The 22,214-nt window shown below is 70.0% G+C and carries 19 protein-coding genes; 8 read left to right on the top strand and 11 right to left on the bottom strand.

What is annotated here, in order from left to right; all coding sequences use genetic code 11:
- Nucleotide 1: 1 nt before the first annotated feature.
- Together egtB and SALPAC3_RS0103790 are read right to left on the bottom strand one after the other, a co-directional pair.
- A complete protein-coding gene (gene egtB, locus SALPAC3_RS0103785) occupies nucleotides 2-1,336 on the bottom strand; it encodes an ergothioneine biosynthesis protein EgtB (RefSeq protein ID WP_018219941.1) in 1,335 nt (444 codons plus the stop codon).
- Complete coding sequence (locus SALPAC3_RS0103790; RefSeq protein ID WP_018219942.1) at nucleotides 1,333-2,565, bottom strand: glutamate-cysteine ligase family protein; 1,233 nt, start codon at nucleotides 2,563-2,565, stop codon at nucleotides 1,333-1,335. The genes egtB and SALPAC3_RS0103790 overlap by 4 nt, the downstream gene beginning before the upstream one ends.
- 216 nt (nucleotides 2,566-2,781) lie before the next feature.
- Between SALPAC3_RS0103790 and SALPAC3_RS0103795 the strand changes: the two genes are divergently transcribed.
- Nucleotides 2,782-4,125: a serine/threonine-protein kinase gene (locus SALPAC3_RS0103795; protein WP_018811364.1), complete on the top strand. Its 1,344-nt coding sequence runs from the start codon at nucleotides 2,782-2,784 to the stop codon at nucleotides 4,123-4,125.
- Nucleotides 4,126-4,153: 28 nt separating this feature from the next.
- On the opposite strand, the gene SALPAC3_RS0103800 is transcribed toward SALPAC3_RS0103795, so the two are convergent.
- Nucleotides 4,154-4,828 carry a DUF305 domain-containing protein gene (locus SALPAC3_RS0103800; protein ID WP_018811365.1) on the bottom strand — a complete coding sequence of 225 codons (675 nt, stop codon included), beginning with the start codon at nucleotides 4,826-4,828 and terminating at the stop codon, nucleotides 4,154-4,156.
- Between the two features lie 248 nt (nucleotides 4,829-5,076).
- On the opposite strand from SALPAC3_RS0103800, the gene SALPAC3_RS0103805 reads away from it, so the two are divergent.
- Entirely contained in the window at nucleotides 5,077-6,519 is a 1,443-nt protein-coding gene (locus tag SALPAC3_RS0103805; protein ID WP_018219945.1) for an LVIVD repeat-containing protein, read from the top strand.
- Between the two features lie 97 nt (nucleotides 6,520-6,616).
- Here the strand turns inward: SALPAC3_RS0103805 and SALPAC3_RS0103810 are convergent, their stop codons facing one another.
- From SALPAC3_RS0103810 to SALPAC3_RS0103820, 3 genes are read right to left on the bottom strand one after another with little or no spacing between them, the layout of a single operon-like run.
- A complete protein-coding gene (locus SALPAC3_RS0103810; RefSeq protein ID WP_018219946.1) occupies nucleotides 6,617-7,441 on the bottom strand; it encodes a MerR family transcriptional regulator in 825 nt (274 codons plus the stop codon).
- A gap of 53 nt (nucleotides 7,442-7,494) precedes the next feature.
- On the bottom strand, nucleotides 7,495-9,105 hold the full coding sequence (locus SALPAC3_RS0103815; RefSeq protein ID WP_018219947.1) for an asparagine synthetase B family protein: 1,611 nt from the start codon (nucleotides 9,103-9,105) through the stop codon (nucleotides 7,495-7,497).
- A gap of 4 nt (nucleotides 9,106-9,109) precedes the next feature.
- Complete coding sequence (locus SALPAC3_RS0103820) at nucleotides 9,110-10,072, bottom strand: DUF5715 family protein (protein ID WP_018219948.1); 963 nt, start codon at nucleotides 10,070-10,072, stop codon at nucleotides 9,110-9,112.
- A gap of 291 nt (nucleotides 10,073-10,363) precedes the next feature.
- Between SALPAC3_RS0103820 and SALPAC3_RS0103825 the strand changes: the two genes are divergently transcribed.
- The 3 genes from SALPAC3_RS0103825 to SALPAC3_RS0103835 all read left to right on the top strand — a co-directional run bounded on the left by SALPAC3_RS0103825 (nucleotide 10,364) and on the right by SALPAC3_RS0103835 (nucleotide 14,229).
- Nucleotides 10,364-12,103, top strand: a complete 1,740-nt coding sequence (locus tag SALPAC3_RS0103825) for a DEAD/DEAH box helicase (RefSeq protein WP_018219949.1) — start codon at nucleotides 10,364-10,366, stop codon at nucleotides 12,101-12,103.
- Between the two features lie 282 nt (nucleotides 12,104-12,385).
- Nucleotides 12,386-12,724 carry a histone-like nucleoid-structuring protein Lsr2 gene (locus SALPAC3_RS0103830; protein ID WP_018219950.1) on the top strand — a complete coding sequence of 113 codons (339 nt, stop codon included), beginning with the start codon at nucleotides 12,386-12,388 and terminating at the stop codon, nucleotides 12,722-12,724.
- A gap of 923 nt (nucleotides 12,725-13,647) precedes the next feature.
- On the top strand, nucleotides 13,648-14,229 hold the full coding sequence (locus SALPAC3_RS0103835; protein ID WP_018219951.1) for an ArsR/SmtB family transcription factor: 582 nt from the start codon (nucleotides 13,648-13,650) through the stop codon (nucleotides 14,227-14,229).
- Nucleotides 14,230-14,309: 80 nt separating this feature from the next.
- Here SALPAC3_RS0103835 and SALPAC3_RS0103840 read toward each other — a convergent pair whose 3' ends face one another.
- The gene (locus SALPAC3_RS0103840) at nucleotides 14,310-15,017 is read right to left on the bottom strand and encodes a nitroreductase family protein (protein ID WP_018219952.1); all 708 of its coding nucleotides are present in this window, start codon (nucleotides 15,015-15,017) and stop codon (nucleotides 14,310-14,312) included.
- Nucleotides 15,018-15,064: 47 nt separating this feature from the next.
- Here SALPAC3_RS0103840 and SALPAC3_RS0103845 point away from each other — a divergent pair, with 47 nt between their 5' ends.
- The 3 genes from SALPAC3_RS0103845 (at nucleotide 15,065) to SALPAC3_RS0103855 (ending at nucleotide 16,993) form a co-directional block, all read left to right on the top strand.
- A complete protein-coding gene (locus SALPAC3_RS0103845) occupies nucleotides 15,065-15,796 on the top strand; it encodes a helical backbone metal receptor (protein ID WP_018219953.1) in 732 nt (243 codons plus the stop codon).
- 116 nt (nucleotides 15,797-15,912) lie between these two features.
- Nucleotides 15,913-16,476, top strand: a complete 564-nt coding sequence (locus SALPAC3_RS0103850) for a DoxX family membrane protein (protein ID WP_018219954.1) — start codon at nucleotides 15,913-15,915, stop codon at nucleotides 16,474-16,476.
- Between the two features lie 139 nt (nucleotides 16,477-16,615).
- Nucleotides 16,616-16,993, top strand: a complete 378-nt coding sequence (locus SALPAC3_RS0103855) for an FKBP-type peptidyl-prolyl cis-trans isomerase (protein WP_026185207.1) — start codon at nucleotides 16,616-16,618, stop codon at nucleotides 16,991-16,993.
- Between the two features lie 84 nt (nucleotides 16,994-17,077).
- Here SALPAC3_RS0103855 and SALPAC3_RS0103860 read toward each other — a convergent pair whose 3' ends face one another.
- The 4 genes from SALPAC3_RS0103860 to pdhA all read right to left on the bottom strand — a co-directional run bounded on the left by SALPAC3_RS0103860 (nucleotide 17,078) and on the right by pdhA (nucleotide 22,200).
- A complete protein-coding gene (locus tag SALPAC3_RS0103860; protein ID WP_018219956.1) occupies nucleotides 17,078-18,343 on the bottom strand; it encodes a L,D-transpeptidase in 1,266 nt (421 codons plus the stop codon).
- A 262-nt stretch (nucleotides 18,344-18,605) separates the two neighbouring features.
- Nucleotides 18,606-20,030, bottom strand: a complete 1,425-nt coding sequence (locus SALPAC3_RS0103865; RefSeq protein WP_018219957.1) for a dihydrolipoamide acetyltransferase family protein — start codon at nucleotides 20,028-20,030, stop codon at nucleotides 18,606-18,608.
- Nucleotides 20,012-21,019 carry an alpha-ketoacid dehydrogenase subunit beta gene (locus SALPAC3_RS0103870; protein ID WP_026185208.1) on the bottom strand — a complete coding sequence of 336 codons (1,008 nt, stop codon included), beginning with the start codon at nucleotides 21,017-21,019 and terminating at the stop codon, nucleotides 20,012-20,014. The genes SALPAC3_RS0103865 and SALPAC3_RS0103870 overlap by 19 nt, the downstream gene beginning before the upstream one ends.
- The gene (gene pdhA / locus SALPAC3_RS0103875) at nucleotides 21,019-22,200 is read right to left on the bottom strand and encodes a pyruvate dehydrogenase (acetyl-transferring) E1 component subunit alpha (protein ID WP_018219959.1); all 1,182 of its coding nucleotides are present in this window, start codon (nucleotides 22,198-22,200) and stop codon (nucleotides 21,019-21,021) included. Before pdhA ends, SALPAC3_RS0103870 begins: the two co-directional genes overlap by 1 nt.
- Nucleotides 22,201-22,214 lie beyond the last annotated feature (14 nt).

Here is a 22,214-nt window from a genome sequence, read left to right on the forward strand (position 1 = left end):
CTCACTCGGGTGCCTCTTCGGAGGCGACGTCCCGGGCGCAGCGGAAGCCACTGAAGATCTGCCGCCGAATGGGGTAGTCCCAGTTACGGAAGGTGCCCCGGCAGGCCGCTCGGTCGGTACCGAACGATCCGCCACGCAACACCCGGTAGTCGTCGCCGAAGAAGACCTCGGAGTACTCCCGGTACGGAAAAGCCGTGAAGCCGGGATGGCCGCGGAAGGTCGTCGAGGTCCACTCCCACACGTCGCCGATCAGCTGGTGGACACCGAGCGGCGACGCACCCGCCGGGTAGGCCCCGACCGGTGCCGGCCAGAGGTGCTGCTGGCCGAGGTTGGCGTGGCTGGTCGTCGGGTCCCCGTCGCCCCACGGGTAGCGGCGGGACCGACCGGTCGCCGGGTCCCAGCGGGCTGCCTTCTCCCACTCCGCCTCGGTCGGCAACCGCTTTCCCGCCCAGGTGGCGTAGGCCTGCGCCTCGTACCAGCTGACGTGCACCACCGGCTCGTCGTCGCGTACCGGTGCCCACCGGCCGAAGCGGCGGTAGGCCCAGCCGTCTCCATCCGGGTGCCAGTGCAACGGTGCCGTCAGGCCCGCCTCCTGCCGGTGCGCCCACCCCGCAGCGCTCCACCAACGTGAGTCGCGGTACCCGCCCTCGGCGATGAAGGCCGCGTACGCACCGTTGGTGACCGGCGCCGCGTCGATGACGTACGCCGGCAGGTGCACCCGGTGGGCGGGGCGCTCGTTGTCCAGCGCCCAGGGATCGGTGTCGGTACCCATGGTGAACTCCCCGGCCGGAACCAGTACCTCCCCGCCCACCCGGACCCGGGGCTCCGGCGGCGGCGGCGCGTCGAAGACAGCTGGACCGGAGCGCAACTGGTGAGTCGCGAGCATGGTCTCGTCGTGCTGCTGCTCGTGTTGGACGATCATGCCGAAGGCAAAGCCGTCGGCGACCAGCCGCCGATCGGTGAAGGTCACCCCGTCGAGGAGGTCAAAGACCTTGTCCCGGACCGTCGCCACGTATGCCCGCGCCTGCGGCGGCGGCAGCAACGGCAGCGCCGGCCGGTCCCGGCGAGGTTGCTTGAAGGCGTCATAGAGCTCATCGATGTCCTGGCGGACCGGCTCCCGGCCACCAACGTCCCGGACCAGCCATAGCTCTTCCTGGTTGCCGACGTGGGCGAGGTCCCAGACCAGGGGCGACATCAGTGGTGAATGCTGTCGCACCAGGTCGGCGTCGTCAACCGCGTCGGTCAACACCTCGGTACGGGCCCGGGTCCGGGCCAGCTCCGTCGCGATGTGCTCCCGCAGTCGTACCCCGTCGGGCCGGTCGGTCGTCTCGGTCACCGCCGCCTCCTTCCCGCGGCCTCCCGCCGCCGTCGTACGCCTCGGTCAAGGTCGTCGTGCAGCGCGGACGGCAGCCCCAGCCGGGGCAGCGCGGTCAGCGCCAGATCAAAGAGGTCGGCGGCCGTCGCCGCGAGAGCATCGTCGTGTAGGCCGTACCGGGCGGCGGCGATCCACCGCTGCGCCTGCGCCCCGACGAGCGCGCGGGCGGCCCGGGTGACGGCCGGTTCGGAGAGCAACGCGGCAACCACGGCCACCGGCACGGACCAACTGTCCTCCGGTTGGGCGTCGAGGTAGCGCAGCTCCAGGTAACCGCGGGGACGCACCGGCGGAAAGAGCGTGCTGACGTGGTAGTCGAGATCGTCGACTGTGGGGGGCCGGGGCAGCGCGCCAGCGAGCCAGTCGGCGAAGGTGACGCCGACCGGAGCCGTCCAGTCCGGCCCGTCCCGCACGCAGAGCAACGGGGCAGCGAGGACGTACGCCGTCCAACTGGTGATCGGATCCGCCGTGCCCTGCTCGGGAGTCCACACCGCCCGGGTCCGCGCCGGGTCGATGGCCAGCCAGGCGGCCATCCGGGCCGAGACCCAGCCGGTCGCTCGCCCGGCATGCCGGCCGGCGGTGGCGAAGGCGGCGATCAGGGGTGGACCAATCGCGTGTGCCGTGGCCCAACGGTCGGCGAGTTGATCCGCCTCGCCGACATCGAGGCAGACCTGGAGGCCGGCGGTGCTGTACATCATCCGGCGCCCGGCCGGGCCACGGCGATCGAAGACCTGGCGCATCGCTCGGTACCGCGGGGTCTCGAACACGGGGTGGGGTGACCGGTGGGCGTCGATACCACCGGCGCCGAGGACCAGCCCGGCTCGCTCGAGTAGCGCGGTGAGTTCGGCGATCTCGGCTTCGGTGGCGGTAACGAGGGCCACGACCGAGGTATGTGTCGCGGTGGAGATCTCCACCTGCCCGCCGGGCTCGACGGTGACGGAGCCGCCATGCCCCAGCGGCTGGGCGGGGCTCGTCGTATCCAGGGTGCGGGGGCTGTGCGGCCCGAGGGCTGCCCGCAGGCGGTTGGCCCCGACCGGACGGGCGGGGTCAACCGCATCGTGCACGGTCCATTCAAGCTCGACGCCGAGCCATCGGGGCGGGCCGGTCTTGAAACAGATCCGCGACAGGTGGCTCGCAGCCGCGGCCGAGGAGGTCAGGACCGTGCCGTGGTCCACCTCCGGCGACGTCACCATGGTTCGGCCCCTTTCGCCGCGCCGACGTCCGACCCGTGCCACCGTAACGCGGATCACCACGAAGGTGGATGCCCGCGAGCCAGCCTCCCTCTGTCTAGCAGACGAACTCCGTGAATCCGGGCGGAATACCGGAGCGCCCGCGTGGCGGGTGGGGCTCCGCGGCGCATCGCCCCCGCCCGCTGTAGGTACGGTGTTGGCGTGTTGACATCGGGTGTCGTGCTCAGCGGTCGATACCGCCTGGACGAACGGATCGCCACCGGCGGCATGGGGGACGTCTGGCGGGGCGTCGATCTGGTCCTGGACCGCCCCGTGGCGGTGAAGGTGCTGCTGCCAACGCTCGTCTGTGACCCCGATTTCATCACCCGGTTCCGGTCCGAGGCGCGGATCATGGCCGCCCTGCGGCACCCGGGGGTGGTGCAGGTCTTCGACTGCGGCGCGGACGAGCTCCCCAACGGCGACCAGGCCAACTACCTGATTATGGAATTCGTTACCGGCGAGCCGCTGTCCCGACGGATCGAGGCCGCCGGTCGGCTCGACGTGGCCGAGACGATGTCAATCGTCGAGCAGGCCGCAGAGGCACTGGAAGCAGTGCACCGCCGTGGCGTCGTGCACCGGGATATCAAGCCAAGCAACCTGGTGGTGCAGGAAGACGGTGCCGTTGTGCTGGTCGACTTCGGGGTCGCCCGTTCGACTGGTGTGACGAGCATCACCAGCACCAACGCCGTACCGGGAACCGCGCTCTACATGGCACCGGAGCAGGCCGCCGGGCGACCGGTCTCCGGCGCCACCGACATCTACGCGCTCGGGGCGGTGGCCTACTGCTGCCTCAGCGGCAGCCCGCCATTCACCGGTGAGAACCCACTGCAGGTCGCCGTCGCGCACCTCGACGAAGACCCCCCCGAGCTACCCCACGACATCCCGGAGGCGGTGCGCACGCTGGTCCGCCGGGCCCTGGCGAAGCACCCCGAGAGCCGGTTCAGCAGTGGGTCTGCGATGGCAGCGGCCGCGCGCGCCGCGGTGCCGGACCCCACCGCGGCGACCGCACCGGCGGCTCAGGTGGATCCGGCGACGCTGCGCACCGCCGAGCCGAAGACGCTCACCGACAATCCGGTCGTTGACCCGCATCCCCCAAGCCGACGCGGACCGCTGGTTGGGGCGGTGGCCACCGCGGTGGTAGCGGTCGCCGGCCTGGCCACGGTGGTGGCTCTCGGCGCCGCCGCGGACCCGCCGGGCGAGGCGCCGTCGACGACGCCGACGACCACCACCGGTGACGACGGGGCAGCCCCGCCGTCCGTCGCGACCACCAGTTCGGTGCCGCAACGCCCCCGGCAACCGAACGGGTCCACCAGTAAGCCGCCGCCGGCACCGGCACCAACCCCGTCGGCATCCGCATCGGTGTCAGCATCGGCATCGGCGGACCCATCGCCGAGCCCGACCGAGCCGCCGACCTCCTCCGAAACGCCCGATCCCCCATCGCCAGACCCAGGGCCGTCCGATCCGAGCGACGGCCCTACGACGACGCCACCGGCCTCGACCACCACCCCCGAGGCAGGAGCGTGACCCGGAGCGCCGGAGCGGCGTCGGCTGGTCAACGGTCGAGCAGCTCCTGCATCCGGCCGATCTCGGCGTTCTGTTCGACGGCGACCGAGTTCGCGAACTCCAGCAGCACCGGCTCCGACCCGACCTTCAACAAATCGATGGACATCTCGACCGCCCCGGCGTGGTGATCGCTCATCATCTCCACAAAGAGTCGGTCGAACTCGGCCCCCCGAGACTCGGCGAGACGGCGCATCGCCTCCGGCGACTGCATGCCACGCATCTCGCTGTGATCGTGCTCGGGAACCTCCACCGGTAGGTCGCGGGCGGCGAGCCAGGCCCGCAATACCTCGATCTCCGGCGCCTGACTGGCCCGGATCCGCTCAGCCAACGCCGCCACCTGTGGATCGGCGGCCCGTCCCGGGACCAACTCCGACATCTCCAGAGCCTGCTCATGATGCGGGATCATCATCTGGACGTACCAGGTATCCAGCGAGTTGTGCACTCCGGTGGCGATTGCCCGCACCTCGTCGGCAGGGCGGATCCGAGCCGGCTCTCCGGGCCGGCCGGGCACGATGACCGACGGACCGGGACCGTCGCCGACCTCGGTCGCCGCCGGCATCGCGGATCGTGACCGGTCCTGGGCGGCCCCCTGCCACACCACCACGCCGAGCAACAGAACCACCGTCGTCACCGCGGCTAGCACCCACCTACCCCGCACGGTCATTCGACACCCCCTGGCGGTCAAGGTCACAATGATCGTAGCCATCGACAACCGAGAGTATAGGTGACGGGCGTCACCGCACTTCGTCCCGCGAAGCGGGCGACCGGCAGCCCGAGGGCCTCGCCGTCGCCGAGAGCAACCAGAGCCAGACCCGGCCCGAACCGGCACCGATCGACCGTAATAGCTATCGACACCTGCCATTGCGGCGGTAGGGTGTGGCCAGTCCTCACACCTCGCGAAGGGCCCCGCCGATGAGCAGATCCCGCACGCCGCGGTCCCGCTGGCTCGGCACACTGAGCCTGGCCGCGGCCGGCCTTCTCCTGACGAGCGTGGTCGCCGCAGCGCCCCTTGACGCCAGCGCGGCCACCACCAAGTCCAGCGCCGTCACCACCGCGGACATCCCCGGGGTTGACGAGATCCGCAGCAGCCCCAACCTGAAGCAGGTCGCCAACCTGCCACTGGAAACACCGCTCGACGCGACGAACAGCGACCTCGCCTTCCAGGGCCGGTACGCCTTCGCCGGCAACTACAACGGCTTCGTTATCTACGACATCTCGCGTCCGACCGCACCGACGGTCGTCTCCCGCGTACTCTGTCCGGGCTCGCAGAATGACATCTCCGTCCACGGCGACCTGCTCTTCCTCTCCACCGACTCGCCCCGCAGCGACGACTCGTGCGACAGCATCAGGGTGCCCTCAAGCGAGACCCAGTGGGAGGGCATCAAGATCTTCGACATCAGCGACAAGGCCAACCCCCGCTACGTGAAGAGTGTCCAGACCGCCTGCGGTTCACACACCCACACGCTGGTGCCCGGCCGAAACAAGGCGACGATGTACATCTACGTCTCGTCGTACGGCCCGTCGGACACGTACGTCGGCTGTCCGCCACCGCACGACTCGATCTCCATCGTCAAGGTGCCGGTACACCGGCCCACCGACGCGGCGGTGGTGGCCACCCCGAACCTCTTCCCCGACGGCGGCTACGAGGGCGTGCCGGGGCAGAAGTCGGCGACCAGCGGTTGCCACGACATCACCGCCTACCCGTCGAAGAACCTGGCCGCCGGTGCCTGCATGGGTGACGGCATCCTGATGGACATCTCGGACCGGGCAGAGCCGCAGGTCATCAACCGGGTCCGAGACACCGAAAACTTCGCCTTCTGGCACTCCGCCACCTTCAACAATGCCGGCACTAAGGTGATCTTCACCGACGAGCTGGGCGGTGGCGGCGGCGCCACCTGCAACGACACCATCGGCCCCAACCGGGGGGCCGACGCGATCTACGACATCGTGGGGCGCGGCGACGACCGCACCCTGGTCTTCGGCAGCTACTTCAAGATCCCGCGGGAAAACGCCGACACCGAGAACTGTGTGGCACACAACGGCTCGCTGATTCCGGTTTTCGGGCGGGACATCATGGTCCAGGCGTGGTACCAGGGCGGCGTCTCGGTCTGGGACTTCACCAACTCGGCCAACCCCCGCGAGATCGCCTACTGGGAGCGGGGCCCGCTGGACGAGGAGAACCTCATCACCGGCGGCTCCTGGTCCGCCTACTGGTACAACGGCTACATCTACTCCAACGACATCACCAAGGGCCTGGACGTTCTCCGGCTGACCGACTGGCGCACCTGGACGGCCAACTTCGTCCGCTACCCGGAGCTGAACGCACAGACCCAGACCGGTCGCTTCGGCTGGTAGCCGACGGGCAACCGCGCAGCCCGGTCCCGACCGGATGCATCGGGGGTCGGCTTCCATCTGGAAGCCGACCCCCGTCTCGCTCGGCGGTCCGGCGTGGTCAGGCCCGCGTCACTGGTTGCTGTAGCTCCGTCACCCCGGCCGCGGGATCATCGGCACAGTACTCCACGTACAGCTCGCGGGCGTAGCCCTCGGCCCGCCAGCCGTTCTCCTCGATCCACTGAGCCAACAGCTGCAGGGTTCCCGCGACCTCATCCATCGGCCCGCGGTGAATCACCGTGGCCGCTGCCGGCACCGCCGGCAGGTCAACCACGGTGAAGTCCCGCGCCGGATCCGGGCTGACCGCGACCTCGATGGCGGCGTGCACCACAACCTGCTCCCCGTCCCCGGCCGGCTCGTAATAGGCCAGGCCCGGCCCGGCCGGCGACGCCTCCGCCACGGCCAGCCGCCGGAACAGCTCCGGGTAGAGCGGCTGGATCGCCCGACCGATGTCAGCGGGCTCGTAGCTGGCCGCTGTCGCGGTCAACTCCGCGACGCGGAGCGACGGTAGTTCCTTGAGCACGACATCCTGCGTGGTCATCCGACCCTCTCTTTCGATCGCCCGGAGCCTCGCCTCGATCCGGGTCAACCGCGCGGCGTCCGCGGCAAGCTGCGCCGCCAGCTGGGCCCGACGCAGCCGGAGCATGCCGCGCAACTCCGCGACATCCAACGCTTCGTCGAGGACCTGCTGCACCTGGGCCAGCGTCAGACCAAGGTCCTTCAGCGCGATCACCCGGTTGAGCCGGCGCAGCTGGTCGGCGGTGTAGTACCGGTAGCCGCTGCGGGCGTCAACAGCGACCGGCCGGAGCAGACCGATGCGGTCATAGTGTCGCAACATCCGCACTGATACCCGGCCGAGCCTGGCGAAGTCTCCGATAGTGAACATGGTCCCTCCACGGTCGGCCCTGACACGATGTCAGAGTCAACCCCGGACCATCCTCAGCCGGGCGACGGCACGTCGTCCCCCCGGCTGCGCCGCGGTCCGACCAGCCGGCGCACGACCGGCAGCGCGTTCCACTTCGCCGCGCCGGCCAGGTCCCGCGCGTGCTCCAGCACCGTGTGGTCCGGGCGGGCTCGGCCGGCGGCGATGGCCCGGTCCAGGTCGTTGCCGCAGCTGGTCAGCACGCGGCCGAAGTCCCGGCGCACCGGCTCGGCCAGGTCGTAACGGAAGGAGCGGTGCAGCCGGGCGAAGACCGGTTTGTAGAGCCGGGCTCGCTCGTGCAGACCGGAGGAGTACGACATCGGGTTCTTCGGTCGCCGCCGGATGTAGTCCGGCAACAGATCGGCGAAGGCGCGCCGGACGATCCACTTCTCCTGCCCCGCGCGCAACTTCAGCCCGATCGGCAACCGCATCGCGAGCTCGACCACGCTCGGGTCGAGGAACGGCAACCGGGCCTCCACCCCGTACGCCATGCTGGTGCGGTCGACGCGTTGCAACTCCGTACGGCCGAGATTACTGATCTTGTGCAGAAAGAGCCGATGGGCGGCCTGCGGCCCGACCCGGTGGTACAGCGGGTAGCCGCCGAACAACTCGTCCGAGCCGTCGCCGGTGAGCGCCACCTTGACGCCCAACTCGCGCAGCCGTCGGAAAAGCGGCACCGAGACCACCGCGTTGATGATGTCGCCGTACTCGGTGAGTTCCGAAATCCGGATCGCCTCCCGGATCTGGGCCAGGCGAATGTCTCGCGGCTGCAACTCCACCACCTCGTGCGGGACCCCAAGATCCTTCGCCAGCCGACGCGCGTAACGCAGGTCGGGGCTCTCCGGCACGCCGACGGTGACCGCCACGCAGTCCGGATGCAGCTCGCGGGCGTGTAGCAACGCGAGGGAACTGTCCAGGCCACCGGAGAGGACCACGCCGACGGTGAGGTCGGTGTCCAGCCGCGCCCGGATGCTGTCGGTGAGGGCGGCCCGGACGAGCAGGGCGGCCTCGTCCGGGTCGTCCACGGTTGGCAGCCCCGCACCGAGGGCAAGCAGGTTGACGTACGGACGCAGGCAGGCTGCGACGTCGGCCTGCACCCAACCGTGGTGTCCGGGCGGCACCTCGGTGACCGGCGCGCCGAAGCCGACGAGAGCCTTGACCTCGCTCGCCACATGCACACAGCCCGGGGTCTGCGTCCAGTACAGCGGCTTGACCCCGAGCGGATCACGCACCAGGTACGCCCGTCCGCTGGCCCGTTCGACGAGCACGAAGGCGTACTCACCGCGCAGCCGGGAGACCATCGCCTCACCCCAGTGCAGGTACCCCGCGAGTACCACCTCGGTGTCGCTCACCCCACGGAAGCGGTACCCCACGGCGGTCAGCTCCGCGCGCAGCTCATGGTGGTTGAAGACCTCGCCGTTGTAGCAGAGCACCCACCGCTCGTCGGCGGAGACCCAGGGTTGCACCGCCCGCTTCCGGTCCACCACCGGCAGCCGGCGTACCCCGGTGAGCAGGCCCGTCTCGGATCGGGTCTCGGTCACCTCACCGCGGGGCTCCAGGGTGGCGAGCATCTGTCGGAAGACAGCCGGATCTGCCTCCGGACCGAGGCTCACCGCGATCCCACCCATGCTTTCAGACCCCCAGCTCGGCTTCGTAACTCCAACGCAGTCGACTGCGCGCCCCGGGTGCCAGGCACAGATGCCAGGCCTGCCCCTCGTCAACCACGTTGACCTCGCCCGCCCGCTGCCGGGCGAGGAGCAGTTCGGCGAGGATGTCCCGGGCTCCGAAGCGGTCGAACCAGTTCATCTCCACATCCGCGGCCCAGCCGAGGCAGTGCCCACTGGGCAGCATTGCCGCGTACCCGAGCTGGCGCAGCCGGTACTGGTGCTCCGCGCTGCGTACCAGGCTGGTCACCCAGAGCGACGGGGTGCCGGCGGGGGCGTGGGCGGCGAACTCGCGGGCGATGTCGTTGAGTAGTGCCACCATCTCCCGGCGGGACCGGCGGAACAGCAACCCGGCGGTCTGTGGAGCGGCGCAGGGGCGGATTCGGTGCCGCAGCGCCCGCATTCCGCGCTCGAAGATCGTGGCCGGCTGTTCCTGGTAGCGGAAGCGCAGCAGGTCCCGACGGCGCAGCCACTCCAGGTCAACCAGGTCGGTGCTCTGGTTGACCTGCTCGTCGGTGCGGTAGGTGAGCGCGTCGCGCCACCACATGACGTCGATGCGCGAGAGCAAATAGATCCGGACCAGGGCGGTAAGGTCGGCCGCGGAACTGCGCTCGCTCGGCTGGTAACGAGCCATCTCCAGCAGCAGCGTCTCGCGCGCGCCAACCAGGCCTGATGGAGTGGCATCCAGCACCGCCGCGATGGCTGGCTCGCGCAGCCGCTGGTCGATCAGCACCTGCCGGGCTACGGTGCTGGCGGCCCCAGCGAGCGCACCCACCTCGATCAGCAGGTCGGCAACGGCCGCTCGGTACGCGTCCAGGTCCGGCTCGCCAGTCGATGGCCGGCGGGAGGCGTCTGCCACCGCGCGGCGGGCGGGAGCGGCCGGGATGGACGGGCCGGGCTGCTGGCCCGGGCTTCGGCTGGGCACACGCATCGTCGGTCCCCTCTCCCGTCACCACACTCCAGGAAGCATCACTCTGCGTGAGATCATAATCACCTCTAGCGGGGATGAGGTCGAATATTCCTCCCATTTCCTCGTGAAGAAGCCAAACAACTCGGACAGGATGGAAGCACCAGCAGGCGGACAGCTGGCCAGAGATCCGGCGGGGCCCGCCGCCCCACGACCCGGGTTCGCGACTGCGCCGCCACCCGCGGCAGCATCGGCCCGCGCAATGATGTGCCGGTCGGCGAAGCGGGCCCCGAGTCGTGATGAAAGGCTTGACGCATGAGTTCCGCACCCGTTAGGCCAGATCCGACTGCCGAACCGTCCACTGCCGACGAGGCGACCGCCTTCGTCGACCTGGGCCTGCGCGACGAACTCCTCGCCGCGCTCGCCGCGCTCGGCTACGAGGAGCCGACGCCGATCCAGCGGGAGGCGATCCCTCCCCTGCTCGCCGGACGGGACCTACTCGGCCAGGCCGCCACGGGCACCGGCAAGACGGCCGCATTCGCCCTACCGTTGCTGCAACGGATGCCCGCCGACCGGTCGACCGCCGATCCAGTGGCGCTGGTGCTGGTGCCCACCCGAGAGCTGGCAGTGCAGGTCTCGGAGGCCTTCCATCGGTACGGCAAGGAACTTGGCACCCGGGTGCTGCCGATCTACGGCGGCCAGCCCATCGGTCGGCAACTTCGGGCCCTGGACGCCGGCGTGGACATCGTGGTGGCCACCCCCGGGCGAGCGCTCGACCACATCGCTCGTGGCACCCTCCGCCTGGGTGATGTCGGCACCGTCGTGCTGGACGAGGCTGACGAGATGCTGGACATGGGCTTCGCCGAGGACATCGAGGCGATCCTGGAACACGCGCCGGAACAGCGGCAGACCGTGCTGTTCTCGGCGACCATGCCGGCCCGCATCGACGGCATGGCCCGGGCCTATCTGACCGACCCGGTCCGCATCCTCATCGCGCGGGAGAAGCCGGTAGCGGGTGAGGCACCCCGGGTACGGCAGAGCGCGTACCTGGTGGCCCGGGCGCACAAACCCGCCGCGCTGGGCCGGGTGCTGGACGTCGAGTCCCCCACCGCGGCGATCGTCTTCTGCCGCAGCCGGGAAGAGGTCGACCGGCTCACCGAGACGATGAACGGTCGCGGCTACCGGGCCGAGGCGCTGCACGGCGGGATGAGTCAGGAACAGCGGGACCGGGTGATGGGTCGGCTGCGCGCCGGCACCGCCGACTTGCTGGTCGCCACCGACGTGGCAGCGCGGGGCCTGGATGTCGAGCAGCTCAGCCACGTCGTCAACTACGACGTCCCCTCGGCGCCCGAGTCGTACGTGCACCGGATCGGCCGGGTGGGGCGAGCCGGCCGGGAGGGAGTGGCGATCACTCTCGCCGAGCCGCGGGCACACCGGATGCTCAAGACCATCGAGCGGGTCACCGGCCAACGGATCACCATCGACAAGATCCCCACCGTGGCGGACCTGCGCAATCGTCGCCTGGAACTCACCCAGGCCGCGCTGCGGGAGAGCCTACTGGAAGACGACCTGGAGCCGTTCCGGGTGATCGTGGAGTCGCTGAGCGACGAGTTCGACCTGATGGAGGTCGCCCTCGCCGCGGTACGCCTGGCCCACGAGGCCACCCTGCCCGGCGCGCTGGAGGAGGAAGAGGAGATTCCGCAGATCGCGGTTCGCCCACCCCGGACCGGCCGACCGGGACAGGAGAGTCGGGGGGAGCGTCGGCCGGGACGGCCCCGGAGCGCCGGCACCACCCAGGTCTTCGTCGGGCTGGGCCGGCGGGCCGGGGTCCGACCGCAGGACCTGGTCGGCGCGATCACCGGCGAGACCGGCATGAACGGACGGGACATCGGCTCGATCGAGATCGCGGACCGCTTCTCGTTGGTGGAGGTGCCGGCGGGGCTGGCCGACGAGGTGATCTCGGGCCTGCGCGGCAGCACCATCAAGGGACGCCGGGCAACCGTTCGCCGCGACCGGGACACCGACGGGGGTGACCGCCGCCGGCAGCACCGTTGAGCGGGCGCGCGGTCGCCTCCGTCCGGCATTGACGAGGGTCTGTTTCTGCCCCTCGGGGCGGCGATCGGCGCCACGCCACGCGTGCTACCAAGCTCCGGGCGCACCAGCCGGCCGACGATGGTCGGCATTGGTGCGCCCGAGGTGTTTTCGGTTGCCACCATGGCGATTCGGCACCAGATTTCGCCGCACTCGAAATGAAGTCGACGCGTTTTGTTGCGAAAATGCCCGGCGATAGGTCAAACTTTGACCCACACCCCGCCCCCACACAGGGAGTAACCGGCCATGGCAAGAAAAGTAATCACGGTTCTGACCGACGACCTCGACGGCGGAAAAGCCGATCGGACCGTCGAGTTCAGCCTGGACGGCGTGGCGTACACCATCGACGTCTCCGACGAGAATGCGGGCATCCTCCGGAAGACGCTGGATCCGTATCTGAGCGCCGGCCGCAGGATCGGCCGGGGCGGCGTGGACACGTCGCGGGCACTGCGACGGGGCACCAGCACCGGAATAGACCGGGAGCAGAACCGTGCGATCCGGGAATGGGCCGCGCAGAACGGCTACAAGATTTCGGAGCGCGGTCGCATCCCGGTGGAGGTCGTCGAGGCGTACAAGAAGCGCTGAGCACCCGGGCACCCGCCCGAGCGGGGCCGTGCCGATTCCGGCACGGCCCCGCCGCCTTTTCGCGGGCCAACGGCCCGCCGCCAGTGCCTCGCCCGCACTCACCACCATGCCCGCGGGCGGTCGCCCGACCAGGCGCTCCACCAGGCACGGACACGGTTGCGGAATCGACCCGCGAGGGACCGGAATCGCCGGACCACCGACGGGCGCCCGGTAGCTGAATTGATCCGGGCTCGTCAACATTCGACCGCGACCGAGGCTCGGGGGCGCACCAGTCCGTCACCGGACTTGGCGGCAGCCGGTCCAGGTCAGTCAGGTTAAGGACCCCACGATGGGCACAGCAAGCCGACTGCCCGCATCGGCGATAGCGTGATCCCTGTTGATGAACGACAGTGGCTCAACCCCGTCCGACTCGATCGATGCTGGGTGATATGCTCCAAATGCTGCACAAGCAGCAATCAACCCCCGAGAGCATAGATGTCGACTGCCGGATCGTTCCCCGGGCAGACCGATCCCCGCCAGATCTCGGCCGAAATCCCTCCTTCGTCGTCGCCCTCCGCATCCCCCCGGGTTTACCAAGTCACTGCTGGACCACGCGGGTTAGCGGCTTACGGAAGGCAGTGCGGCCAGCCATCAGATGCGGCCTATAGCTCCGACGCCGGCCGGATCAGGAGCATCTGGCGACATGACACGGCGGAACACTGCCGGTCGCGCCCCCGGACGGTCGATACCGAGCCATCGGCCAATGCCGGTTGTTGGAGTGATCCATGCGGGTCGACGAGCCCGCCAGGCCGACCAGCAACCCGGGCGGATGCGCTTCTCCGTTCGACCGGCACGCGGATCGACGCGGCCCCGGCAGGCTCGACGCTTCCACCACATCCATTACACAAAACTCCTTTAACAAGAATTCTTGTTAGTCTCTCAGCATGGTGGACTCTCGACCGGCGCGACACATTCGAAACATCCAGGCACTCGGCGCACTGGCCCATCCGGTACGACAGCGCCTGCTCGACGTGCTCAAACTGGAAGGGCCCGCTACGGTCGGCGCGCTGTCTGAGGCAACCAACCAGGCGGTCGGCAACGTGAGCCACCACCTTCGCGTACTGGCCGCGGCCGAGCTCATCGAGGAAGCACCGGAGTTGGCCAGAAACCGCCGGGAGCGGTGGTGGCGTCTCGTCTCCGCGGACGTGTGCTGGAGCCGGGTTGACTTCGATGCCGACGCCTTGTCCGAAGCGGTTGCACACGCTGTGGGCACCATGGTGTTCGACCGTCAGGGGGCGTTCTTCCGGCAGTGGCTCGCTGAGCGAGGTACCTATGACACCGCCTGGCACGAAGGGTGCGCTGTCTCCGCCGAGACGTGGCTACGGCTGACCGCCGATGAGACCCGCCAGGTAGCACACGAGCTGACCGAGGTGCTCACCCACTGGGCGAACCGAGAGGTCCCGGACGACGGACAGCAGCGGGAATCGGTGTTGGCTGTCGCCCACACCATCCCCGCAACCCCGTGAGGTCCACACCAGAGCGTTCACCCGCCCGCTGGGGCCTACTCGCGGATCGAGACTTTCAACGATAGAGACCGGGCCCCGGGTCAGCGCCAGACGACCACCTCGTCCAGCGGCTTGCGGGAGATGTCCGGCACGGTCGCTCCCTCCGCCGGGTAGCCGACCGGAATGATCAAATTTCCCCGCTCCTCCGCCGGCCGGTCCAACAACTCGTTGAGGAAGCGCATCGGACTCGGGGTATGGGTCAGGGTGGCGAGGCCAGCCTGGTGCAGCCCGGCGAGCAGTAGCCCGACCGCGATCCCCACCGACTCCTTGACGTAGTAGGGACGGGGACTCTGTGGGCCGCGGTGGACCTCGAAGACGACGATCACCGCTGGGGCGGTCTCCAGGAACGGCTTGCTCGCGTCCGTTCCCAGCGGCGCCAGCGCCGACAGCCACTCCTGCGGCGCGCGCTGCTCGTAGAACACCCGCTCCTCGGCCTCAGCGGCGATGCGCAGCCGCCGCTTGAGCTCCGGTTCGGTTACCACCACGAACCGCCACGGCTGGCGGTTCGCGCCACTCGGCGCCGAGGCCGCCGCCCGGAGGGCCTGCTCGAGCACCCCCTCCGGGACCGGCTTCTCGCTGAAGTCCCGCACGGTACGGCGCCGGACCATCGCATCGGCGAACCCACGCGCCCGAGCCAGCGCCGCCGCAGGCGGCACGCCGTAGTCGGAGAGCGGTCGGACGGCGGGGGGTTGCTCAGCACGGTTCGGCGACATCCGGCCATTGTCGGCCGCCCGGGTGGCGGTGGCCACTCCCGCGCCGGCATGATCGACGCAACGGCCGACAGGAGGCGGAGCAGATGCGGGTGGTGTCCCTGGTGCCGTCGCTGACCGAGGCGGTGGCGTTGACGCTGCCCGGAGCGCTGGTCGGTGCCACCGACTGGTGTACCCACCCGGTGGGGCTGGAGGTGCCCAGGGTAGGCGGCAGCAAGTACCCGGACCTAAACCGGGTACGCGCGCTCCGGCCGGATCTGGTCCTGCTCAACGTCGAGGAGAACCGGCGCGAGGACGCGGACGCTCTGGTGGCGGCGGGGGTGCCGGTGCGGGTCACCTACCCTCGTACCGTCGATGGGGCCCTCACCGAGCTGGCCGAGCTCCTCACCGAGTTGGGTTCGCCGGGTGAGCCCGAATGGCTGGTGTCCGCCCGCCGCGCCTGGGCGGAACTGCCCGAGGAACGGCCGCCGCGCCGAGCCGTGGTGCCGGTCTGGCGGCGCCCGTGGGTGGCGCTGGGCCGGGACACGTTCGCCGGGGACGTGCTCCGCCGGCTGGGACTGACCAATCTGTATGCCGACCACGCCGAGCGGTATCCTCGGCCGTCCTTGGACGAGTTACGCGGCCGGGATCCCACGCTGGTCGTGTTGCCCGACGAGCCATACCGTTTCGCTGTGGATGATGGGCCGGAGGCATTCCCCGGGCTACCGTGCGCCCTCGTCTCCGGTCGCCACCTGACGTGGTACGGCCCGTCTCTGGTGGAGGCGCCCGCCGTCCTGGCCGCCCAGCTGGCGGCACCGGTGTCCCACCCGGCGGGTTGACCCACAGGCCCAAGGTCCCGGCTGGCGAGCCCACTTGACCCTGTTCGCACCCGTTGCGCTGCGATCCAATTGAAGCGCCACAGGCAGTGCGATCCGAGGCACCAGCACGAAGGGGCGTGGAGACGATGACCGCAACGACCAAGCGGAACGCCGCCGAGACCACCAGCAACCTGAACCAGGTCGAAACCGGGCAGGGGCGAGCCGCCCGCTACGTACTGGCCGGCACCCGCCTCGCGCTGGGCTGGATCTTCCTCTGGGCCTTTCTCGACAAGCTGTTCGGGCTGGGGCGGGCGACCGAGACCGACAGCGCCTGGATCAATGGCGGCAGCCCGACGAAGGGCTTCCTGAGCTTCGGCGCGACCGGCCCGTTCCAGGGCTTCTACAACAGCATCGCGGGCGCGGCCTGGGCCGACTGGCTGTTCATGATCGGTCTGGCGGCCATCGGCGCCGCCCTACTGCTCGGGATCGGCATCCGGGTCGCCGCCGCGACCGGCGGACTACTCATGGTCCTGATGTGGACGGCCGCCCTACCGCCGTCGAACAACCCGTTCATGGACGATCACCTGATCTACGCCGCGGTGCTGGCGGTGATCGCCCTACTCAACGCCGGTGACACCTGGGGTCTCGGTCGAGCCTGGGCCGGACTCCCGATCGTGCGGCGGATGCCCTGGCTCCGTTGACGATCTCGGTAACCACGCGGGGCGGGCGTCACCATCGGTGATGCCCGCCCCGCGTGGTTACCGCCCCCTGCAGGTCGGCCAGCGGCGATCCGGCAGGATCGGGCAGGTCAGGCAGGACGACGAAGAACAGGAGACGCTGGTGAACCAGGCAACGAAGCCCGAGGTGGGACCGATCGAGGGCGCCCCGCCGAGCGACCTCCTCGTCGAGGAGATCACCGTCGGCGAGGGCGCGGAGGCGCAGGCCGGGCAGGTCGCCCGCGTCCACTACGTTGGTGTCGCCCACTCCACGGGCCGTGAGTTCGACGCATCGTGGAACCGTGGCGAGCCGCTCGAGTTCCCTCTCGGCGGCGGGCGGGTCATCGCCGGCTGGGACCAGGGTGTGGTCGGCATGCGGATCGGCGGTCGACGGCGACTGACCATTCCGCCGCACCTCGCCTACGGCGACCGCGGCGCCGGTGGCGTCATTCGGCCGGGCGAGACGCTGGTTTTCGTCGTTGACCTGGTCGGCCTCCGCTGACCAGTCCGACCAACCGGGCCCGGGCGTTCCCTCCGGTGAGCCGGAGGAAACGCCCGGGAACACTTGTCACCTCAGCGCTGACGGTCAGCCGCCGCTCACGGAGGGCTCCGGAGCAGGGGAACCGCTACCCTCGGACGGCACCGGTGCGGGGGAGCCGCCGGCCACCGCACCCGGGTTCGGGGCGGCCGGACTTGGCTTCAGGCTGGCCGGCACCGGCAGGGCGCTGCCCTTGACGTACTCCTCCCAGCTCACGTTCCAGGCGGTCCAGCCGTTGCCCTCACCCAACGTCACCTCGGTGCCCTTGATGGTCACCAGGTCGCCGACCTGGGTGACGCCCATCAGCCAGTCGGCGCTGCCGGCCGAGAGGTTGGTACAGCCATGGGAGACGTTGCGGTACCCCTGGACTCCCTCCGACCAGGGCGCGCCGTGGAGGAACTCACCCTGCCAGGTCAGCCGCTGCGCATCCTCGACATCCACCACGTACGGGTCCGCCGAGCCGCGGGTGTCGAAGGTGGTGAACTCATGCTTCTCCATGATCACCATCTTCCCGCTGGAGGTCGGCGTGCTCGGCTTACCGAGGCTCACCGGTAGCTCCCGCAGCAGCTTTCCATCCTGGAACACCGACATCTGCTTGGTCTCGTTGTCGATCTCCAAGGAGACCTGGCGACCGATCTTCGACGTCGCCCGCCGGTCGGCGTCGCCCACGTACTCCTCACCGATCGGCAGACCCTCCAGACCGGCACGGAAGCTGATCGTCGTACCCGGTCGCCAGAAGTCCGGTGCCCGGTAGTAGACCTGGCTGCCGTCGGACACCCAGGACCACGCCCCCGGCTGGGACGGATTGGTCCGCACAAACAAACGCCGCTGAACGGCCGCCCGGGCCTCCTCCGGAATCGGCGGATCGAACGCGACGGTCACCGGCATAGCGGTTCCGTACGTCCGGTCACCCGCGAAGTACAGCGTGCTGGTAATTGTCGGTTTCGTGGACTTTGGCCCAGTAGTGAAGGTGGTCTTCCGAGTCGTAGTCGTTTTACCGGAATCACCGGTAGCGGTAATTTCAGCCGTGTATGTCCGTTCTGGCGTTAGCGGCGTGCTCGGCACCCAGGTCGAGCCATCCTCCCGGGGCTCCCCCTTCACCTCGGCCCCCGTGTCGTCGGTGACGCGGACCGCGGTAATTGTCCCGCCCTTGACCGCGGTGCCGACCTCGGCGCTGATCGGAACGTCCGTCGCTCGGTCGGCCGGCGTCACGGTCAGTTCCGGCGGAGCCGGTCGGGCCTCCTCGCGCTTGCCGACGGTGCACCCGCCGAGCGCCACCGATACGGCCGCGACAGTTACCGCGAGCAGCGTCATTCGCCGCCTGAATGTCATGTGCGCACCCCCCGTTGGTCGCCTCCTCCGCCACATTCTCTCCGCCACACCAACCGGGGAACGCATTTTTCGACAAATTCGGCGGCGCAATACCTCCCTTATTTCCACCTTTGTGCTATCTGTTCCGAGCCTGTCCCGATCAGGTGCACTGTCGATATCCGAGCCACTCGGGGCAGTTTGTCCAAAATCCACCCTAATGTGCGGCGGAGACCGGAACGCGGGGCTTACAGGCCCCGCGTCCTGGTCAGAGGTTCGCGATCAGCACCGCTGGCCGCTCGACACAGTCCGCGACATGCCGCAGGAAGCCGCCCGCCACCCCGCCGTCGCAGACCCGATGATCGAAAGTAAGGCTGAGCTGCGTCACCTTCCGTACCGCAAGCTGCCCGTCCACCACCCACGGCTTGTCCACGATCCGCCCGACGCCGAGCAGCGCCGCCTCCGGATGGTTGATGATCGGCGTGGAGCCGTCCACCCCGAACACGCCGTAGTTGTTCAGCGTGAACGTCCCGCCGGTAAGCCGCGTCGGTGGCAGCGTGCCAGCCCGCGCCGCCGCCGTGGTCTCGGCCAGCGCGGCGGCCAGCCCGGCGGTGGTGAGCCGCTGCGCGTCGCGCAGCACCGGAACCACGAGCCCTCGGTCGGTCTGGGCCGCGATGCCCAGGTGCACCCCGGCGGACTGGACGATCCGCTGCGCCCCACTATCTACCCGAGCATTGAGCTGGGGAAATCTCCGCAGCCCAGAGAGGCAGATCCGGGCGAGCAGCGCCAAGATGCTCACCGGTTCGGCCGGGGTGGCCGCGTTGATCGCTGCGCGGGTCTCCAGCAGGGCGGTCGCGTCGGCATCCACCCAGATCGTCACCTCGGGGATCTCCCGCCGGCTGCGGGAGAGCTTATCGGCGATGACCTTGCGGATGCCGGTCAACGGCACGATCACATCCCCGTCGGCGGGCACGGCGTCCGCCGCCGGCGCGGCGCTCGCGGCGGGCGCAGTGCCCGGAGCCGGGGTGGCGGCCTCCACATCAGCCCGGCGAATCACGCCACCGCGGCCGCTACCACGCAGGGCGGCCAAGTCAACGCCGCGCTGCTTCGCCAGCCGCCGCACGATCGGCGAGATGACCCGAACGCTCTCGCCTGCTGGCCCGAGGCCGCCACCCGGGGCAGTGCCGGTCGGGGCAGTGCCGGTCGGGGCAGTGCCGGTCGGGGCGGCGCCACTCGGGGCAGCACCGGGCGGTACGGCGCCACTCGACACGACACTGGTCGGTGCGGCCCGAGCAACCCGAGGCCGGCGTCGGCGAGCCGCTCCGCCGTGGCCGGTCCCATACCCGATCAAGACGTTCCCGGAGCCATCCTGCTCCGCCTCACGGTTGACCACGGGCGCGCCGGAGCCCCCAGGGGCACCATCCGCCTCGACCGCCTCCAGCGACGCGATGGTGATCAGGGGCTGGCCGACCGGCCGCACCTCGCCCGCCGTGCCGTGCAGGGCCACCACCCGTCCGGCGTACGGGCAGGGCACGTCGACCACCGCCTTGGCGGTCTCCACTTCCACGACGGCCTGGTCCACCGTCACCGTGTCGCCCACGGCGACCCGCCACTCGACGATCTCCGCCTCGCTCAGCCCTTCCCCGAGATCCGGTAGGAGGAAGACTCGCTCACTCATCCGACCGTCACCCACCGCTCGTCGGGCTGGTCGTCCCACTGGAGGCGGGCCACCGTGTCGAGCACCCGATCCACCGACGGCAGGTGGGTGTGCTCCAGCATCGGCGCCGGATACGGGATGTCCAATCCCGCAACCCGCAGCACCGGCGCGTGCAGGGAGTGGAAGCATCGCTCCTGCACCCGCGCGGCGATCTCCGCGCCGACGCCGGCAAAGCCCTGTGCCTCGTGGACCACCACGCACCGACCCGTCTTCCGCACCGAGGCCGCGATCGTGCCGTCGTCGAACGGCACGATCGTCCGTACGTCAACGACTTCAAGGTCCCGGCCCTCCGCCTGGGCTGCCTCAGCGGCAGCCAGGGCCACCGGCACCGCCGGCCCGTACGCGACCAGGGTGGCGTCAGTGCCCGGACGGCGCACGACGGCGCGGCCGAACGGCTCGGTCCGGGCCGGTAGCTGAGCCTCGGCGCTGGCGAAGTAGAGCTTCTTCGGCTCCAGGAAGATAACCGGGTCCGGATCGTCGATCGCCGAACGCAGCAGCGAGTAGGCATCAGCCACGGTGGCCGGGGTGACGACCTTCAGACCGGGGGTGTGCGCGTAGTACGCCTCCGAGGAGTCACAGTGGTGCTCCACCCCACCGATGCCACCGGCGTACGGGATCCGGATGACGATCGGCGCGGTCAGTGCGCTTCGGGTACGGTTGCGCAGCTTCGCCACGTGCGAGGCGATCTGCTCGAAGGCCGGGTACCCGAACGCGTCGAACTGCAGCTCCACCACCGGCCGGAGCCCGGACATAGCGAGGCCGACTGCAAAGCCGACGATGCCGGCCTCGGCGAGCGGAGTGTCGAAGCAGCGCTTGTCGCCGAAGCGGGCCGCCAGCCCGTCGGTGATCCGGAAGACGCCGCCGAGTTGGCCGACGTCCTCGCCGAAGACGACCACCCGATCGTCGTCGAGCATCGCGTCGGCGAGCGCGGCGTTGAGCGCCTTCGCCATGGTCATGCCTGCCATCACCCGGCTCCCTCCTGATCGGCGGCCAACTCGGCGCGAACCTGCTCCCGCTGTTCGACCAGCTGCGGCGTTGGTTCGGCGTAGACGTGGTCGAAGAGCGTCAACGGGTCAACGGTCGGCTTGTCGTGCATCCGCTCGCGTAGGGCGGCCGCGTACTCCTCGGCCTGCGCGGCCACCCGCGCCACGGTGGTGTCGTCCAACGCCCCCCGGTCCCGCAGGTAGGTCTCCAGCCGAACGACCGGGTCCCGGTCCTGCCAGCTCGCCACCTCATCGGCGTCCCGGTAGCGGGCGGCGTCGTCGGCGTTGGTGTGCGGCTCCATCCGGTAGGTGTGCGCCTCCACCAGGAAGGGGCCGTGGCCGGCACGGGCGTGCGCCACGGCCCGGGTGAGCACCGCGAGGACGGCGACCGGGTCGTTGCCGTCGACCCGCTCACTGGGCACGCCGTACCCGACGCCCTTGTACGCGAGACTGGGTGCGGCGGTCTGCCGGGACAGCGGCACGCTGATCGCGTACTCGTTGTTCTGGATGAAGTAGACGACCGGCGCCTTGAAGACGGCGGCGAAGTTGACCCCCTCGTGGAAGTCACCCTCGCTGGTGGCGCCGTCGCCGAGAAAGGCCAGTGCCACCGTGTCCCGGCCCTGGTACGCCTCGCCGTAGGCGAGGCCGGCGGCGTGCACACACTGGGTGGCCAACGGGGTGCACTGCGGGGCGGTGCGCCGGACGGCCGGATCGTAACCACAGTGCCAGTCGCCGCGGAGCAGGGTCAGCACCTCGACGGGGTCGATCCCCCGGGCGGTCAACGCCATCGACTCGCGATAGGTCGGGAACACCCAGTCCTCGTCGCGCAGCGCGAGGATCGCGCCGACCTGACATGCCTCCTGGCCCCGAGCCGACGGGTAGACGGCGAGCCGACCCTGTTTGGTCAGGGCGGTGGCCTGCAGGTCAAAGCGACGGCCGAGCACCATCCGGCGATACAGCTCGACCAGCGTCTCCACCGGGGGCGCCGGGTAGTCGGGGTGCGCCGGTAGCGGAGTGCCAGCGGGGTCGAGCAGGCGAATCTGCTCGGTGGTGGGCAGGAACGGGCGGGCCGGGTCCGGCGGCGCGGCCGGCCGAGACTTTCGGCGAACCGCCCGGGATGTGGTCGTCACGGCGGGTACCTCCTGGACATCTGGTGCGCCCATGCTCCTGTGGTCGG

This window comes from Salinispora pacifica DSM 45544 (assembly GCF_000378845.1).
GTDB classification, from domain to species: Bacteria; Actinomycetota; Actinomycetes; order Mycobacteriales; family Micromonosporaceae; genus Micromonospora; species Micromonospora pacifica.